Source organism: Pseudomonas antarctica (assembly GCF_001647715.1).
GTDB lineage: Bacteria > Pseudomonadota > Gammaproteobacteria > Pseudomonadales > Pseudomonadaceae > Aquipseudomonas > Aquipseudomonas antarctica_A.
The window spans coordinates 1576918-1591869 of sequence record NZ_CP015600.1 but is presented as its reverse complement, the minus strand read 5'-3'; the positions used below and the strand labels follow the sequence as shown (position 1 = coordinate 1591869).

General features: G+C 59.7%; 15 protein-coding genes. 10 read left to right on the top strand and 5 right to left on the bottom strand.

What is annotated here, in order from left to right; all coding sequences use genetic code 11:
* Nucleotides 1–44 precede the first annotated feature (44 nt).
* From A7J50_RS07265 to pdeM, 9 genes are all read left to right on the top strand, one after another.
* Nucleotides 45–1049 (top strand): ligase-associated DNA damage response exonuclease, encoded by a 1005-nt coding sequence (locus A7J50_RS07265; protein WP_064451180.1) that lies wholly within the window; start codon nucleotides 45–47, stop codon nucleotides 1047–1049.
* Nucleotides 1046–2680 (top strand): ATP-dependent DNA ligase, encoded by a 1635-nt coding sequence (locus A7J50_RS07260; protein ID WP_064451179.1) that lies wholly within the window; start codon nucleotides 1046–1048, stop codon nucleotides 2678–2680. Before A7J50_RS07265 ends, A7J50_RS07260 begins: the two co-directional genes overlap by 4 nt.
* Nucleotides 2681–3019: 339 nt before the next feature.
* A complete protein-coding gene (locus tag A7J50_RS07255; RefSeq protein ID WP_017254762.1) occupies nucleotides 3020–3799 on the top strand; it encodes a transporter substrate-binding domain-containing protein in 780 nt (259 codons plus the stop codon).
* 59 nt (nucleotides 3800–3858) lie between these two features.
* Entirely contained in the window at nucleotides 3859–4587 is a 729-nt protein-coding gene (locus tag A7J50_RS07250) for an ABC transporter permease (protein WP_064451178.1), read from the top strand.
* Nucleotides 4584–5294: an ABC transporter permease gene (locus tag A7J50_RS07245; protein ID WP_064451177.1), complete on the top strand. Its 711-nt coding sequence runs from the start codon at nucleotides 4584–4586 to the stop codon at nucleotides 5292–5294. Before A7J50_RS07250 ends, A7J50_RS07245 begins: the two co-directional genes overlap by 4 nt.
* Before the next feature lie 9 nt (nucleotides 5295–5303).
* The gene (locus A7J50_RS07240; RefSeq protein ID WP_064451176.1) at nucleotides 5304–6422 is read left to right on the top strand and encodes a succinylglutamate desuccinylase/aspartoacylase family protein; all 1119 of its coding nucleotides are present in this window, start codon (nucleotides 5304–5306) and stop codon (nucleotides 6420–6422) included.
* Nucleotides 6423–6435: 13 nt separating this feature from the next.
* Nucleotides 6436–7200 (top strand): ABC transporter ATP-binding protein, encoded by a 765-nt coding sequence (locus A7J50_RS07235; protein ID WP_064451175.1) that lies wholly within the window; start codon nucleotides 6436–6438, stop codon nucleotides 7198–7200.
* Between the two features lie 57 nt (nucleotides 7201–7257).
* Nucleotides 7258–9738 carry a ligase-associated DNA damage response DEXH box helicase gene (locus A7J50_RS07230; RefSeq protein WP_064451174.1) on the top strand — a complete coding sequence of 827 codons (2481 nt, stop codon included), beginning with the start codon at nucleotides 7258–7260 and terminating at the stop codon, nucleotides 9736–9738.
* Between the two features lie 14 nt (nucleotides 9739–9752).
* Complete coding sequence (gene pdeM / locus A7J50_RS07225; protein ID WP_064454871.1) at nucleotides 9753–10388, top strand: ligase-associated DNA damage response endonuclease PdeM; 636 nt, start codon at nucleotides 9753–9755, stop codon at nucleotides 10386–10388.
* Nucleotides 10389–10418: 30 nt separating this feature from the next.
* Here pdeM and A7J50_RS07220 read toward each other — a convergent pair whose 3' ends face one another.
* Nucleotides 10419–10619: a hypothetical protein gene (locus A7J50_RS07220; protein WP_027604457.1), complete on the bottom strand. Its 201-nt coding sequence runs from the start codon at nucleotides 10617–10619 to the stop codon at nucleotides 10419–10421.
* A gap of 107 nt (nucleotides 10620–10726) precedes the next feature.
* A complete protein-coding gene (gene dcd, locus A7J50_RS07215; protein ID WP_017137166.1) occupies nucleotides 10727–11293 on the bottom strand; it encodes a dCTP deaminase in 567 nt (188 codons plus the stop codon).
* A gap of 389 nt (nucleotides 11294–11682) precedes the next feature.
* On the opposite strand from dcd, the gene A7J50_RS07210 reads away from it, so the two are divergent.
* A complete protein-coding gene (locus A7J50_RS07210; protein ID WP_002554837.1) occupies nucleotides 11683–11892 on the top strand; it encodes a cold-shock protein in 210 nt (69 codons plus the stop codon).
* A 234-nt stretch (nucleotides 11893–12126) separates the two neighbouring features.
* On the opposite strand, the gene rpoS is transcribed toward A7J50_RS07210, so the two are convergent.
* From rpoS to A7J50_RS07200, 3 genes are all read right to left on the bottom strand, one after another.
* The gene (rpoS, locus tag A7J50_RS07205) at nucleotides 12127–13137 is read right to left on the bottom strand and encodes an RNA polymerase sigma factor RpoS (protein ID WP_064451173.1); all 1011 of its coding nucleotides are present in this window, start codon (nucleotides 13135–13137) and stop codon (nucleotides 12127–12129) included.
* 106 nt (nucleotides 13138–13243) lie between these two features.
* A complete protein-coding gene (locus tag A7J50_RS30465) occupies nucleotides 13244–14080 on the bottom strand; it encodes a peptidoglycan DD-metalloendopeptidase family protein (RefSeq protein WP_082895841.1) in 837 nt (278 codons plus the stop codon).
* A gap of 209 nt (nucleotides 14081–14289) precedes the next feature.
* Complete coding sequence (locus tag A7J50_RS07200) at nucleotides 14290–14925, bottom strand: protein-L-isoaspartate(D-aspartate) O-methyltransferase (RefSeq protein ID WP_010176736.1); 636 nt, start codon at nucleotides 14923–14925, stop codon at nucleotides 14290–14292.
* Nucleotides 14926–14952: the final 27 nt, after the last annotated feature.

The following is a 14952-nucleotide window of genomic DNA, read 5'->3' as shown; positions in this document are numbered from 1 at the left end:
ACCGTCCCCTCATACCTGATAAGCCCATCGCCCCCGGCACGCCCATGGACCTTGTCATCGCCCGGCCCGAAGGCCTCTACTGCCCCGCCGGAGATTTTTACATCGACCCCTGGCGGCCGGTGGAGCGCTCGGTCATCACTCACGCCCACGGCGATCACGCCCGCACGGGCAACCAGCACTATCTGGCGGCCGCGCCCGGCGAAGGCATTCTGCGCTCGCGGTTGGGCCAGGACATCAACCTGCAAACCCTGGCCTATGGTGAAAAACTCGTACACCACGGCGTCACGTTGAGCTTTCACCCCGCCGGGCATGTGCTCGGTTCAGCCCAGGTGCGCCTGGAATACCAGGGCGAAGTCTGGGTGGCATCCGGTGACTACAAGGTCGAACCCGACGGCACGTGTGCCCCCTTCGAGCCGGTGCGTTGCCACACCTTTATCACCGAATCCACGTTTGGCCTGCCGATCTACCGTTGGCAGCCCCAGGCGCAGATTTTCGCCGGGATCAATGCCTGGTGGCAGGCCAATATCGCCGCCGGCAAGGCCAGCGTGCTGTTCTGTTATTCCTTCGGCAAAGCCCAGCGCATCCTGCATGGCATCGATGCCAGCATCGGCCCGATCCTCAGCCACGGTGCGGTCGAACCGTTGAACCGCGTGTACCGCGAGGCCGGGGTCTACATCCCCGAAACCCTTTACGCCGGCGACTTTAAAAAAACCGACCCGCTGCTGCGCCAAGCCTTGATCATTGCGCCACCTTCCGCCGGAGGCAGCAGCTGGATACGCCGCTTCGGCGACTACAGTGACGCGTTCGCCAGTGGCTGGATGCGCCTGCGCGGCACCCGGCGACGGCGCGGTGTGGACCGGGGCTTTGTGCTGTCGGACCACGCCGATTGGCCCGGCCTGTTGTGGGCCATCGAACAAACCGGCGCCGAACGGGTGATGGTCACCCACGGCTCCGTAGGCGTATTGGTGCGCCACCTGCGCGAAAAAGGCCTGGACGCCCAGGGCTTCACCACCGAATACGGTGATGATGAAGAAGAGGCCACGGCATGAAAGCGTTCGCCGAGTTGTACGCCAACCTCGACGCCACCACTTCCAGCAACGCCAAGCTCGCCGCGCTGCAAACCTACTTCCGCCAAGCACCGCCACAGGATGCTGCGTGGGCGGTGTACTTCCTGTCCGGCGGGCGGCCTCGTCAACTGGTCCCCACGCGCCTGCTGCGGGACATGGCCACCGAAGCGTCGGGCATCGAACCCTGGTTATTCGAGGAGAGTTACCAGTCAGTCGGCGACCTGGCGGAGACCATTTCCCTGCTGTTACCGGAATCGACCTACACCTCGGAAGACGGTCTGGCGGTATGGCTGGAAGAAAAGCTCCTGCCCCTGCGCGGTCTGCCACCACTGGAACTGGCCGAACGCCTGCCCGCGTTGTGGGCGCAGCTGGATCAACCCAGCCTGATGGTGTGCATCAAATTAATCACCGGCAGTTTTCGCGTGGGCGTGTCTAAATTGCTGGTCACCCGCGCCCTTGCCGCCATGGCCGACCTCGACAGCAAACGGGTGGCCCAGCGCTTGGTGGGCTACACCGACCTGTCTAACCGTCCGACAGCCGAAGGTTACCTTAAGCTGATCGCCGCCGAATCGTGCGACGAACATGCGCAACGCGGCGGACAGCCTTATCCCTTTTTCCTCGCCCATGGGTTGGCACAACCGGTGGAGCAATTCGACGCCCTGCTCGGCCCGCCCGCCGACTGGCAGGTGGAATGGAAATGGGATGGCATCCGCGCGCAGCTGGTCAAGCGTGAGGGTCGCCTATGGGTCTGGTCTCGGGGTGAAGAGCTGGTCACCGAGCGATTCCCTGAACTGCACAGCCTGGTGAGTGGCCTGCCGGATGGCACCGTGATCGACGGCGAAATCGTGGTGTGGAAGGACGCAGTGCAACCTTTCGCACTGCTGCAACAGCGCATTGGCCGTAAAACCTTGAGCAAGAAAATCCTCGAGGAGGCACCGGTCGCTGTATTGGCCTACGACCTGCTGGAGTATCAGGGCGAAGATTGGCGCAGCCACACCCAGGCCGAGCGCCGCGCCCAGCTTGAGCACGTTATTGCCCAGTGCAACCAACCGGTACTGCTGCCATCGCCGCTGCTGACCGGTAACAGCTGGGCGGACCTCGCCCGACAACGTGAGAGCTCTCGCCGCCTCGGCGTGGAAGGCATGATGCTCAAGGCGCGTGATGGCCTCTACGGCGTAGGCCGCACCAAGGACATGGGCGTGTGGTGGAAATGGAAAGTCGACCCGTTCAGCGTCGACGCCGTGTTGATTTACGCCCAGCGCGGCCATGGCCGACGTGCCAGCCTGTATAGCGACTACACCTTTGCGGTGTGGGACGGACCGCCCGGAACTGAACGCACGCTGGTGCCCTTCGCCAAGGCGTATTCAGGCCTGACCGACGAAGAAATGCGCAAGGTCGACGCCATCGTGCGCAAAACCACGGTGGAAAAATTCGGCCCGGTCAGCAGTGTGACGCCGAGCATGGTGTTTGAGCTGGGGTTCGAAGGGATCGCCCTGTCCAAGCGGCACAAAAGCGGGATTGCAGTGCGGTTTCCCAGGATGCTGCGCTGGCGCCAGGATAAGGCGGTGGATGAGGCCGACAATCTGGGAACGCTGCAGGACTTACTGGCCTGACTCTTCTTCACCAACACCATCAATCATCGTGGGAGCCGGGCTTGCCTGCGATGGCAGTGGGTCAACTGAAGAGGATTTAGCTGACCCACCGCCATCGCAGGCAAGCCTGCTCCGACATTTTTATCCTCGGACGCCTCGAAATGGTGCACTGAAAAATCAATGCCCGTTTTCGGGCATCTCCTACACTCAGAACTCCCTCGTCCTTCCTTTTAAAACGATCATTCGGAACGACATTCGGAACTATGGTGCAGAAATTGCTACTTGTGATCCGTCTGACACCGTTCAGTAACAGTCATAAACGCGCCACAAGCGCTTATCTTGGTTTCCAGGGATTACATAATGAAAAAAGCATTGCTGACCCTTTCTGCACTGGCTCTGTGCATGGCTGCTGGTGTTGCTACAGCCAAGGAATACAAGGAATTGCGTTTTGGTGTCGATCCTTCCTATGCGCCGTTCGAATCCAAGGCCGCTGACGGCAGCCTGGTAGGCTTCGATATCGACCTAGGCAATGCGATCTGCGCCGAGCTGAAGGTCAAGTGCAAGTGGGTCGAAAGTGACTTTGACGGCATGATTCCAGGCCTCAACGCCAACAAGTTCGACGGCGTGATTTCCTCGATGACCGTGACCGAAGCCCGTGAAAAGGCGATCGACTTCTCCAGCGAGCTGTTCTCCGGCCCGACTTCGTTGGTGTTCAAGAAAGGCGCGAACTACTCCACCCCTGAGTCGCTCAAGGGCAAATCCGTGGGTTACGAGCAAGGCACCATCCAGGAAGCCTACGCCAAGGCCGTACTGGATAAAGCCGGTGTAACCACCAAGGCTTACGCCAACCAGGACCAGGTGTACGCCGACCTGACTTCCGGCCGTCTCGACGCTTCGGTGCAGGACATGCTGCAAGCCGAACTGGGCTTTTTGAAGTCGCCAGCGGGCGCTGACTACGAAGTCAGCAAGGCCATCGACGACCCACTGCTGCCAGCCAAAACTGCGGTCGGTATCAAAAAAGGTAACAAAGACCTCAAGGCCCTGCTCGATAAAGGTATCAAAGCGTTACACGATGATGGCACCTACGCCACCATCCAGAAGAAACACTTCGGCGATCTGAACCTGTACAGCGGTAAATAACACCCCGGCGCCCACCTGTTTCAGGTGGGCGCTTTTTTATCGCCATAGGTCCTGAATTCATGTTTGAAGATCTTTTGCAAACCCTGGGGCTGAGTGCCTTCAGTTTGAAGGGGTTCGGCCCGCTGTTGCTGCAAGGTACGTGGATGACCGTGAAACTGTCGGTCGCCTCCCTGGCCGTCAGCGTCCTGCTGGGCCTGATCGGCGCCAGCGCGAAACTGTCCAGCGTCAGCCTGATCCGCATCCCCGCCCAGCTCTACACCACCTTGATTCGCGGCGTGCCCGACCTGGTGCTGATGTTGCTGATTTTCTACAGCCTGCAAATCTGGCTGACCGGTTTTACTGACTTCATGGAATGGGACTACATCGAAATTGACCCATTCAGCGCCGGGGTTATCACCCTGGGCTTCATCTACGGTGCCTATTTCACCGAGACCTTTCGCGGCGCAATCCTCGCGGTGCCACGTGGCCAGCTCGAAGCGGCGACTGCCTATGGGCTTACTCGCGGGCAGCGGTTCCGCTTCGTGACCTTCCCGCAGATGATGCGCTTTGCCTTGCCGGGCATTAACAACAACTGGTGCGTGATGCTCAAGGCCACGGCGCTGGTGTCGATCATCGGCCTGGCGGACCTGGTCAAGGCCGCCCAGGATGCGGGCAAGAGCACCTATCAACTGTTCTATTTCCTGGTGCTCGCCGCGCTGATTTATCTGTTGATCACCAGCGCATCCAACGTCGTCCTTCGCTGGCTTGAGCGCCGCTACTCCGCTGGGTCCCGGGAGGCCGTGCGATGATCGAACTTCTGCAGCAATACTGGCGCCCTTTCCTTTATAGCGACGGCCAGCACATCACCGGGCTGGCGATGACCATGTGGCTGCTCAGCGCATCGCTGGTCTTTGGTTTTCTGGTGTCGATCCCGCTGTCCATCGCCCGCGTGTCGCGCAAACGCTCTATTCGCTGGCCGGTGCAGTTCTACACCTACCTGTTTCGTGGCACGCCGCTCTATATCCAACTGCTGATCTGCTACACCGGGATCTACAGCATTGCCGCAGTGCGGGCACAGCCGGTGCTGGATGCGTTCTTTCGCGATGCGATGAACTGCACCATCCTGGCGTTCGCACTCAACACCTGCGCCTACACCACCGAGATTTTCGCCGGGTCGATCCGCAGCATGGCCCACGGTGAAGTCGAAGCGGCCAAGGCCTATGGCCTGAGCGGCTGGAAGCTGTATGCCTATGTGATCATGCCGTCGGCCCTGCGCCGCTCATTGCCGTACTACAGCAATGAAGTGATCCTGATGCTGCACTCGACCACGGTGGCCTTTACCGCGACGGTGCCGGACATTCTCAAGGTTGCCCGGGACGCAAACTCGGCCACCTACATGACCTTTCAATCATTCGGTATCGCTGCGCTGATCTACCTGACCGTAACCTTCGCCCTGGTCGGTCTGTTTCGTTTGGCAGAGCGCCGCTGGCTGGCCTTCCTCGGGCCGAGCGACTAAGGAGCATTCATGCGTCATCAGGTACACGAACTGATCGCGCCGGTGCCAGGTACGGCGCGGCAGATTCACAGTTTCCACTTCGGCCCGGAACAGGCTGAAGGCAAGGTCTACATCCAGTCATCGCTGCATGCCGATGAACTGCCGGGCATGCTGGTGGCCTGGCACCTCAAGGCGTGCCTGGCGAAACTGGCGGCGGCCGGGCGTTTGCGCAGCGAAATCGTGCTGGTGCCCATCGCTAACCCGGTGGGCCTGGAACAGGTGTTGATGGACATTCCACTGGGTCGCTACGAGCTGGAAAGCGGGCAGAACTTCAATCGCCTGTTTGTCGACCTCAGCGACGAGGTTGGTAATCAGGTCGAAGACCTGCTGGGAGAGGATCCCAAGCACAACGTCGAACTCATTCGCGACGCACTGAGCCTGGCCCTTGCGGCGCACACCGCCGAAACCCAGTTGCAATCCCAACGCCTGGTGCTGCAACGCCTGGCCTGCGACGCTGACATGGTGCTGGACCTGCATTGCGACTTCGAAGCCGTGGCGCACCTGTACACCACACCCGACGCCTGGCCGCAGGTGGAGCCATTGGCACGCTATATCGGCTCGGAAGCCAACTTGCTCGCCACCGATTCCGGCGGACAGTCTTTTGATGAGTGTTTCACCCTGGTGTGGTGGCAGTTGCAGCAGCGCTTCGGCGAGCGCTTCCCGATCCCCATGGGCAGCTTTTCGGTGACCGTCGAACTGCGCGGCCAAGGCGACGTCAACCACGGCCTGGCCAGCCTCGATTGCCAGGCGATCATCGACTATTTGATTCACTTCGGCGCCATTGCCGGCGAAGCAGCGCCATTGCCCGACCTGCCCTACCCGGCCACCCCGCTGGCGGGTGTCGAGCCGGTTACTACGCCTGTCGGCGGCTTGCTGGTGTTCTGCGCCCTGCCCGGTGAATACCTGGAGGCTGGGCAACTGATCGCTGAAATCATCGACCCTATTACTGACCGCGTAACGCCCGTGCACTGCAAAAACGCCGGCCTGCTTTACGCCCGTTCGCTGCGGCGCATGGCCACTGCCGGGATGGTGATCAGCCATGTCGCAGGCCATGAGGCCTACCGCAGCGGCTACCTACTTTCGCCTTGAGGATGCACGCCCCATGTACAAATTGACCGTTGAAGGCCTGCATAAAAGCTATGGCGACAATGAAGTGCTCAAAGGTGTTTCGCTCAAGGCCAAGACCGGTGACGTGATCAGCCTGATCGGCGCCAGTGGCTCGGGCAAAAGCACCTTTTTGCGCTGCATCAACTTTCTGGAAACCCCCAACGACGGCGCGATGACCCTCGACGGCCAGCAGATCCGCATGGTCAGCGACCGCCACGGCATGCGCGTGGCCGACGACGCCGAACTGCAACGCCTGCGCACACGGCTGGCGATGGTGTTCCAGCATTTCAACTTGTGGAGCCACATGAGCGTGCTGGAAAACATCACCATGGCCCCGCGCCGGGTGCTGGGTTGCAGCAAGAAGGACGCCGAAGACCGCGCCCGTCGCTACCTGGACAAGGTGGGTTTGCCGGCGCGCGTGGCCGATCAATACCCGGCGTTCCTGTCCGGTGGCCAGCAGCAACGTGTGGCCATCGCCCGCGCTCTGGCCATGGAACCTGAGGTGATGCTGTTCGACGAACCCACCTCGGCCCTCGACCCGGAGCTCGTGGGTGAAGTGCTTAAAGTGATTCAGGGGCTGGCCGAGGAAGGCCGCACCATGATCATGGTCACCCACGAAATGAGCTTTGCCCGCAAGGTGTCGAGCCAGGTGCTGTTCCTGCACAAGGGCCTGGTGGAAGAGCAAGGCACGCCCGAGGATGTGCTGGGCAACCCGAAGAGTGAGCGCCTGCAGCAGTTTTTGAGCGGTAATTTGAAGTAAACCTTTGCGGCGCCTGGAGGGTCTTTGAAAGAGAACCTCCAGAGCGTCAGCCGCCCTATGGCAAAACCCGTCGACTTCGCAAAACAATGGTTTGCCGCCAAGGGCTGGAAGCCGTTCGCCTTTCAAAAGGCCGTATGGGCAGCGGTCAAAGAGGGCCAATCGGGGTTGCTGCATGCCAGCACCGGCGCGGGTAAAACCTATGCACTGTGGTTTGCCGCCCTCAATCGTTTCGCCATCACTCGCCCGCCCACCACCGGCAAACGCAAAGCGCCTGCTGAGCCGCTCACGGTGTTGTGGATCACGCCCATGCGCGCATTGGCCGCCGACACTGCACGCGCCCTGGAAGCGCCGCTTGCGGCCTTGCAGATTCCCTGGAGCGTCGGCCTGCGCACCGGCGACACCAGCAGCAGCGAACGCGCACGTCAGACTCGTCGCCAGCCCACCGCGCTGGTCACCACACCGGAAAGCCTTACGTTGATGCTGGCCCGTGCCGACAGTGAGACGAGCCTGGCGCACCTGCGCATGGTGATCGTGGATGAGTGGCATGAACTGATCGGCAATAAACGCGGCGTACAACTGCAACTGGCGTTGGCGCGTTTGCGGCGCTGGCATCCGGAACTCGTGGTGTGGGGGATTTCGGCAACGCTGGGTAATCAGGCCCACGCATTGGAGGTCCTGGTCCCACAAGGCGGCGGCATCAATGTGCAGGGGCAAACGGCGAAAGAGCTGAAGGTCGACACCCTCTTGCCGCCCATCGCTGAGCGTTTCCCCTGGGCCGGGCATATCGGTTTGAAAATGTTGCCGCAGGTCGTGGCCGAAGTGGATACCAGCAGCAGTTGCCTGGTGTTTACCAATACGCGGGCGCAGTCGGAGATTTGGTACCAGGCGTTGCTGGAAGCGCGTCCGGATTGGGCCGGCGTGATTGCCCTGCACCATGGCTCGCTGTCCCGGGAGACGCGTGACTGGGTGGAACGGGCCTTGAAGGACGGCCAGCTCAAAGCGGTGGTGTGTACTTCCAGCCTGGACCTGGGCGTGGATTTCCTGCCGGTTGAGCGGGTGCTGCAGATCGGCTCGGCCAAAGGTGTGGCGCGCTTGATGCAGCGCGCCGGGCGCTCGGGGCATGCGCCGGGACGGCCGTCACGGGTGACGCTGGTGCCAACCCACAGCCTCGAACTGGTGGAAGCCGCCGCCGCCCAGGATGCGATTGCCCAGCGGCGCATCGAAGCCCGAGAATCGCCTTACAAACCTTTGGATGTGCTCGTACAACACTTGGTGAGCATGGCCCTAGGCGGTGGTTTTACCCCCCAGGCGCTGCTGGCGGAGGTGCGCGGTGCCTGGGCGTATCGCGACCTCACAGACGCTGATTGGGCCTGGGCGCTGGGGTTTGTGCGCCATGGTGGCCTGTCACTGACTGCCTACCCGGATTATCGCCGTGTGGAGCCCGACGAACAGGGTATCTGGCGTGTCCCGGATGCCCGCCTGGCGCGCCGTCACCGCATGAGCGTGGGCACTATCGTCAGCGACGCGAGTATTCAGCTGAAATTCTGGAGCAAGGGCGGTGGCGGCAAGAACCTGGGCAGTGTCGAGGAAGGCTTTATCGCCCGGCTCAAACCCGGTGATGGTTTTCTGTTTGCCGGGCGTTTGCTGGAGCTGGTGCGGGTGGAAAACATGACCGCCTATGTGCGACGCAGCACCGCGAAAAAAGCTGCCGTGCCGCGCTGGAATGGCGGGCGCATGCCGCTCTCCAATGAGTTGGCCCAAGCGGTGGTTGAGCGTTTTGATGCCGCCGCGCACGGGCGTTATGACGGCCCGGAGATGCGGGCGGTGCAACCGTTACTGCAAACCCAGTTGCGCTGGTCGGGCCTGCCAACGCGCGAGCACTTACTGGCCGAAGCCCTGAAATCGCGGGAGGGCTGGCACCTGTTTCTCTACCCGTTTGCGGGGCGCCAGGTGCATCTGGGGGTGGCGAGTTTGTTGGCGTGGCGGGTCAGCCAACTGCAGCCGGTGACCTTTTCGATTGCCGTGAATGATTACGGGCTGGAACTGTTGAGTGCCACGCCGGTGGATTGGCCTCGTTTACTGAACGAGGCGCTGCTGAGTCCGGCGAACTTGTTGTTGGATGTAGCGGCCAGCCTAAACGCGGGTGAACTGGCCCTGCGCCGCTTTCGCGAAATCGCACGCATCGCCGGGCTGGTGTTTGCCGGCTACCCCGGCGCGCCGAAAAGCACCCGTCAGGTGCAGGCGTCCAGCGGCTTGTTCTATGAAGTGTTCAAGCAATATGACCCGCAGAATCTGCTGCTGGCCCAGGCCGGGGAAGAAGTCCTGCGGGACGAGTTGGATATTCGTCGCCTGGAAGACACTCTGCGCCATCTGGTGGCGCTGAAGCTGGACCTGCATGTGATCGAACGGCCTACACCGTTGGCCTTCCCACTGCTGGTTGAGCGGATGCGCGAAAGTATGAGTTCGGAAAAGCTGTCCGAGCGCATTGCGCGGATGGTCAGGGACCTGGAAAAAGTCGCGGATAACGGGGAGCGCTAAGGGTGTACTCAGTGATGCTTGAGGGTGAGGACGTGTGGTTGCTGGCTGAGAAGGCGCTGTACTGGCCTGCTCGCCAGTGCCTGCTGATTGCCGATGCGCATTTTGGCAAAGCGTCGGCCTATCGCAGCCTGGGGCAGCCGGTGCCACAGGGCACCACCTCGGAAAACCTTCAACGCCTGGACCGGCTGTTGTCGGCCTTGCCCTGCGAGCAAGTGATCTTTCTCGGGGACTTCCTGCACGGCCCCGGCTCTCACGCCAGCGGCACCCTGAGCGCCTTGAGAGCCTGGCGAGCGTGCAATCGCGACCTGAGCCTGACCTTGATTCGTGGCAATCACGATAAACGCGCAGGCGACCCGCCTGCCGACTTGAGGATTGAGGTGGTTCCCGAGCCGCTGCTGATGGGGCCGTTTGCGTTGCAGCATGAGCCGGACGCCCACGCCAGCCACCATGTACTGGCGGGGCATGTGCATCCGATGTATCGGTTGCGTGGCAAAGGCCGCCAGAGTCTACGGCTGCCGTGCTTTCAGATCGGCTCGCGTATCAGCTTGCTGCCGGCGTTTGGCGCCTTTACAGGTGGCTTTGCAGTGGAACAGAGCATGGATCAACAGATCTTTGTGATCGGCGATGAGGACGTCTGGCCGGTGCGCTGACGTGCCGGCCATGTCCCTTGCCCTGACGAATCAGGCGACAGGCGCGGGTGGCGGCTCATCCGGAAGCGTCGGCTCACCGGGCTCGGTGGGCTGCTGGGGCCAATCTTCGTCTGGTTGACCAGGGATGCCGCCCGCATACGCAGGGTCGGCCATCAGGGACCAGGCCAAAACACCAATCTGGTTGGGTTCAAGCCGGGCGAGTTCAGCGCTGATACGCGGGTCAATCTTCATAAAGTACTCCTCAAGCGTGGCTCGGTGCGTTTTGCACGCACCGAGGCAGTACACCCAATAGAGTCAATTCCCGCGGACTAATTCCCTTTACGTGTAAGACCTTTCGATCAAGCGCGTGGGAGAGTAACGCCACGCTGGCCCTGATACTTGCCGGCGCGGTCTTTATAGGACACTTCACAGGCTTCGTCGGACTGCAGGAACAGCATCTGCGCCACGCCTTCGTTGGCGTAGATCTTGGCTGGCAACGTGGTGGTATTGGAAAACTCCAGGGTCACATGGCCTTCCCACTCTGGCTCAAGCGGCGTCACGTTAACGATGATGCCGCAGCGCGCGTAGGTGCTTTTACCCAGGCAGATGGTGAGCACGTCACGGGGAATACGGAAGAATTCCACGGTGCGCGCCAGGGCAAAGGAGTTTGGCGGAATGATGCACACGTCACTCTTGACGTCGACGAAGCTCTTTTCGTCGAAGTTTTTCGGATCGACGATGGCGGAGTTGATGTTGGTGAACACCTTGAATTCATCGGCGCAGCGTACGTCGTAGCCGTAGCTGGATACACCGTAGGAAATCACGGGAGCCGCGCCTTCGCCACGGATCTGGCGTTCAACGAAGGGTTCGATCATGCCGTGCTCTTGCGCCATGCGGCGAATCCACTTGTCCGATTTGATGCTCATGGCGGGTGTCCTGAATAGCGAGGTGGAAAAATTCTGTTGGGCATCTTACCGGGGCCAGCCGTGGGGTTCAAAGGGCGTGGGTTTTTTCTTGATGAATGCACTGCCTGCTATAGGGCACAGCCCGTCGGGCCGGGGCCCGCGCTGCAGCGATTGATGACTGTAAATACCACCGCCAGTCACGAAAATAGAGAAACCTTCGGAAATACCATTGGCACGTTCCTGAAAAAGGGTTAAGGTGGCGCCACTGTGCTGCTTGTGTCACTGAGAATCTCTACACGATATGTTGAATTTCGATCCAACCATCTCCAAGAATTTTTCCTGCTCTTTGCACTCAGTCTCGGCCAGGGCTTTTCCTGAGTCGCAGTTAACTTTGTCCAAGGAGATACACCATGTCTAATCGCCAAACTGGTACCGTTAAGTGGTTCAACGATGAAAAAGGCTTCGGCTTCATCACTCCACAATCCGGTGACGACCTGTTCGTTCACTTCAAAGCTATCCAATCCGACGGCTTCAAAAGCCTGAAAGAAGGCCAACAGGTTTCTTTCATCGCTACCCGCGGTCAGAAAGGCATGCAAGCTGAAGAAGTTCAAGTTATCTAACTTGTACTGACTTAGTCGAAAAAACCCCGCCCTTAAAAGCGGGGTTTTTTTATGCCTGGAATTTGGCTCTAGGCCAATAGAATTCCGGGCACAAAAAAATGTGGGAGTGAGCTTTATGTGGGAGCTGGCTTGCCTGCGATAGCATCTACTCGGTGTAACTGATGAACCGAGGTGATGCTATCGCAGGCAAGCCAGCTCCCACACAAGCCTACTCCCACATTTCGTATGGCGTCGTTATTGGAACAGCGACTCACTCGACAAGCCATTCTTCTCGAGGATCTCACGCAAGCGCTTGAGGCCCTCTACCTGGATCTGCCGCACCCGCTCACGGGTCAGGCCAATTTCCAGGCCTACATCCTCCAAGGTGCTGCTCTCATGGCCACGCAGGCCGAAGCGGCGAATCACCACTTCACGCTGCTTATCCGTGAGTTCAGACAGCCATTGGTCAATGCTTTGGGAAAGATCATCGTCCTGCAACAGCTCGCAAGGATCCGTCGGGCGATCATCCGTCAGGGTGTCCAGCAGGGTTTTATCCGAATCCGGACCCAGCGAGACGTCGACCGAAGATACACGCTCATTCAAGCCAAGCATGCGCTTGACCTCCCCCACCGGTTTTTCCAGCAGGTTGGCGATTTCTTCAGGCGAAGGTTCATGATCGAGTTTTTGTGTGAGCTCACGCGCCGCCCGCAGGTAGACGTTGAGCTCTTTGACCACATGGATCGGCAACCGAATCGTACGGGTCTGATTCATGATCGCCCGTTCGATGGTCTGGCGGATCCACCAGGTGGCATAAGTTGAAAAGCGGAAGCCCCGCTCAGGGTCGAACTTCTCCACCGCCCGGATCAAGCCCAGGTTGCCCTCTTCGATCAGGTCCAACAGGGACAGACCACGATTGACATAACGCCGGGCGATTTTCACCACCAGCCGCAGGTTACTTTCAATCATGCGCTTGCGCCCAGCCGGATCACCCTTTTGCGACAAGCGCGCAAAATGGACTTCTTCTTCGGGAGTCAGCAGAGGGGAAAAGCCGATCTCATTGAGGTACAACTGCGTTGCGTCGAGCGCCCGCGTGTAGTCAATGTACTTGTGTTGCTTTAACGCGGTGGCGTTCTTGGATTTGGTGCGAACTGAAGGTGTAGCAGACCCTTCATCATTCGACATCGATTCCTTATCGGTGAGTATCTCCATTTCAAGGAGAACCTCATCGTCGATGTCAAACTCCGGCGCTTCTTTACTGAGAGCCATTGTTATAGTCCTTTGGTGAGTTCGACCTCAAGCTCGAGCGACGCCTATATCCTTGGCAACGCTGGAGCCTGTTCCTTCTACGCGAGGGAACAGGCTGTGCAACACATCAACGACGGGGTAGGAATTGCAGCGGATCTACAGGTTTCCCTTGGCGGCGAATCTCAAAGTGCAGTTTCACCCGGTCTGTACCAGTTGACCCCATTTCGGCAATTGTCTGTCCGACTTTGACCTGCTGCCCCTCCCGAACCAACAGCCTACGGTTGTGACCGTAAGCACTGACGTAGGTATCGCTGTGTTTGATGATGACCAGTTCGCCGTAGCCCCGTAAACCACTCCCGGCGTAAACCACTGTCCCATCAGACGCAGCTAAAACAGGCTGTCCCAAATCCCCGGCGATATCAATGCCTTTATTCAAACTACCGTTTGAAGAGAATTTTCCAATCAATACACCGTTTGAAGGCCATCCCCAACCGGTCGGAGCAGGCCCTGCAGGCGGCAACGGCGCGGGTGCCGGCTTGCTCGCAACCGTAGACGTGGCGGCGCCTGCAGGCCGTGTGATGATGGTCGTCCTGCTCGAAGACGACGGCGAAGATCCGGAATTTGTCACAACTGCCGTAGGCGTTGAACCCGTGCGCCCATCGAAGCGGATGGTTTGCCCCGGATGTATCGTATAGGGCACAGGAATATTGTTACGCGCTGCGAGCGCCTTGTAATCCCACCCATAACGGAAGGCGATCGAGAACATCGTGTCCCCCTTTCGCACTACATATTGCCCGGTGGTGACCGTCGGCTTTTGCGGCACGGCACTGTTTCGGTCGACAACCCGAGCGCTGCTGGATGGGGAGCTTGAGCAACCCGCCAACAAGGAACTCAAGACAAGGCCAAGCACCAGTCGCTGAAAGCTTGTTTTACTCATACGCTGCGCAAGACCTGTGAGACTCACCCGCCGCTCCCTTTGTGGTGGCTGAACATGAACGCCTGTATCAGGCTTGAAATATGACGCAAGTATAACTGGGCATTGGCTTTTTACCGGCACACGACTGAAACGAAAAATTCATCATGTTTAATCACGGTTTCCAATCATGTTGACTCTATAAGCCCCGCTGTAAGACACATCCCCACCCACAGAATTCACTGTTTGCGAATAAATGATCAGGCCAGCGGGCCATTGAGCAACGGTACGAAGCGCACAGCGCCCAGCACATGCCGGGAAAAGCCTTCTTCCTCCCGGATAATGAGCATCAATTGTTGCACTTCGCCGGAGCCCACCGGGATGACCAACCGCCCGCCAGGCGCCAGTTGATCGAGCAACGCTTGCGGTACGTCAGTCGCGACGGCCGTGACGATAATGCCGTTATAAGGCGCCAGCGCAGGCCAACCTTCCCAACCATCGCCCCAACGGAACACCACGTTGCGCAGGTTGAGCTCCACCAGGCGCTCCTTGGCGCGATCCTGCAGGACCTTGATGCGCTCCACCGAGAACACCCGTTCCACCAGTTGCGACAGCACCGCAGTCTGGTAACCCGAACCGGTGCCGATCTCCAGCACCTTGTCCAACGGCCCAGCCGCCAGCAGCAGTTCACTCATGCGCGCGACCATATAAGGCTGCGAGATGGTCTGGTTGTGGCCAATCGGCAACGCGGTGTCTTCATAGGCGCGATGGGCCAGGGCCTCATCGACAAACAGGTGCCGCGGCGTGCGCCGGATGACTTCCAGCACCTGGGCGTTGGACAGGCCTTCTTCGTACAGGCGCTGGATCAAACGCTCGCGGGTACGCTGGGAGGTCATCCCGATGCCACGACGCAACAGGTCGTC

Bases quoted from the DNA above. Each gene is read 5' to 3' on its own strand.
- A7J50_RS07260 (WP_064451179.1), top strand. From the start codon at position 1,046: ATGAAAGCGTTCGCCGAGTTGTACGCCAACCTCGACGCCACCACTTCC.
- A7J50_RS07230 (WP_064451174.1), top strand. From the start codon at position 7,258: ATGGCAAAACCCGTCGACTTCGCAAAACAATGGTTTGCCGCCAAGGGC.
- rpoS (WP_064451173.1), bottom strand. From the start codon at position 13,137: ATGGCTCTCAGTAAAGAAGCGCCGGAGTTTGACATCGACGATGAGGTT.
- A7J50_RS07250 (WP_064451178.1), top strand. From the start codon at position 3,859: ATGTTTGAAGATCTTTTGCAAACCCTGGGGCTGAGTGCCTTCAGTTTG.
- A7J50_RS07235 (WP_064451175.1), top strand. From the start codon at position 6,436: ATGTACAAATTGACCGTTGAAGGCCTGCATAAAAGCTATGGCGACAAT.
- pdeM (WP_064454871.1), top strand. From the start codon at position 9,753: ATGCTTGAGGGTGAGGACGTGTGGTTGCTGGCTGAGAAGGCGCTGTAC.
- A7J50_RS07245 (WP_064451177.1), top strand. From the start codon at position 4,584: ATGATCGAACTTCTGCAGCAATACTGGCGCCCTTTCCTTTATAGCGAC.
- dcd (WP_017137166.1), bottom strand. From the start codon at position 11,293: ATGAGCATCAAATCGGACAAGTGGATTCGCCGCATGGCGCAAGAGCAC.
- A7J50_RS07255 (WP_017254762.1), top strand. From the start codon at position 3,020: ATGAAAAAAGCATTGCTGACCCTTTCTGCACTGGCTCTGTGCATGGCT.
- A7J50_RS07220 (WP_027604457.1), bottom strand. From the start codon at position 10,619: ATGAAGATTGACCCGCGTATCAGCGCTGAACTCGCCCGGCTTGAACCC.
- A7J50_RS07210 (WP_002554837.1), top strand. From the start codon at position 11,683: ATGTCTAATCGCCAAACTGGTACCGTTAAGTGGTTCAACGATGAAAAA.
- A7J50_RS07240 (WP_064451176.1), top strand. From the start codon at position 5,304: ATGCGTCATCAGGTACACGAACTGATCGCGCCGGTGCCAGGTACGGCG.
- A7J50_RS07200 (WP_010176736.1), bottom strand. From the start codon at position 14,925: ATGACCTCCCAGCGTACCCGCGAGCGTTTGATCCAGCGCCTGTACGAA.
- A7J50_RS07265 (WP_064451180.1), top strand. From the start codon at position 45: ATGGACCTTGTCATCGCCCGGCCCGAAGGCCTCTACTGCCCCGCCGGA.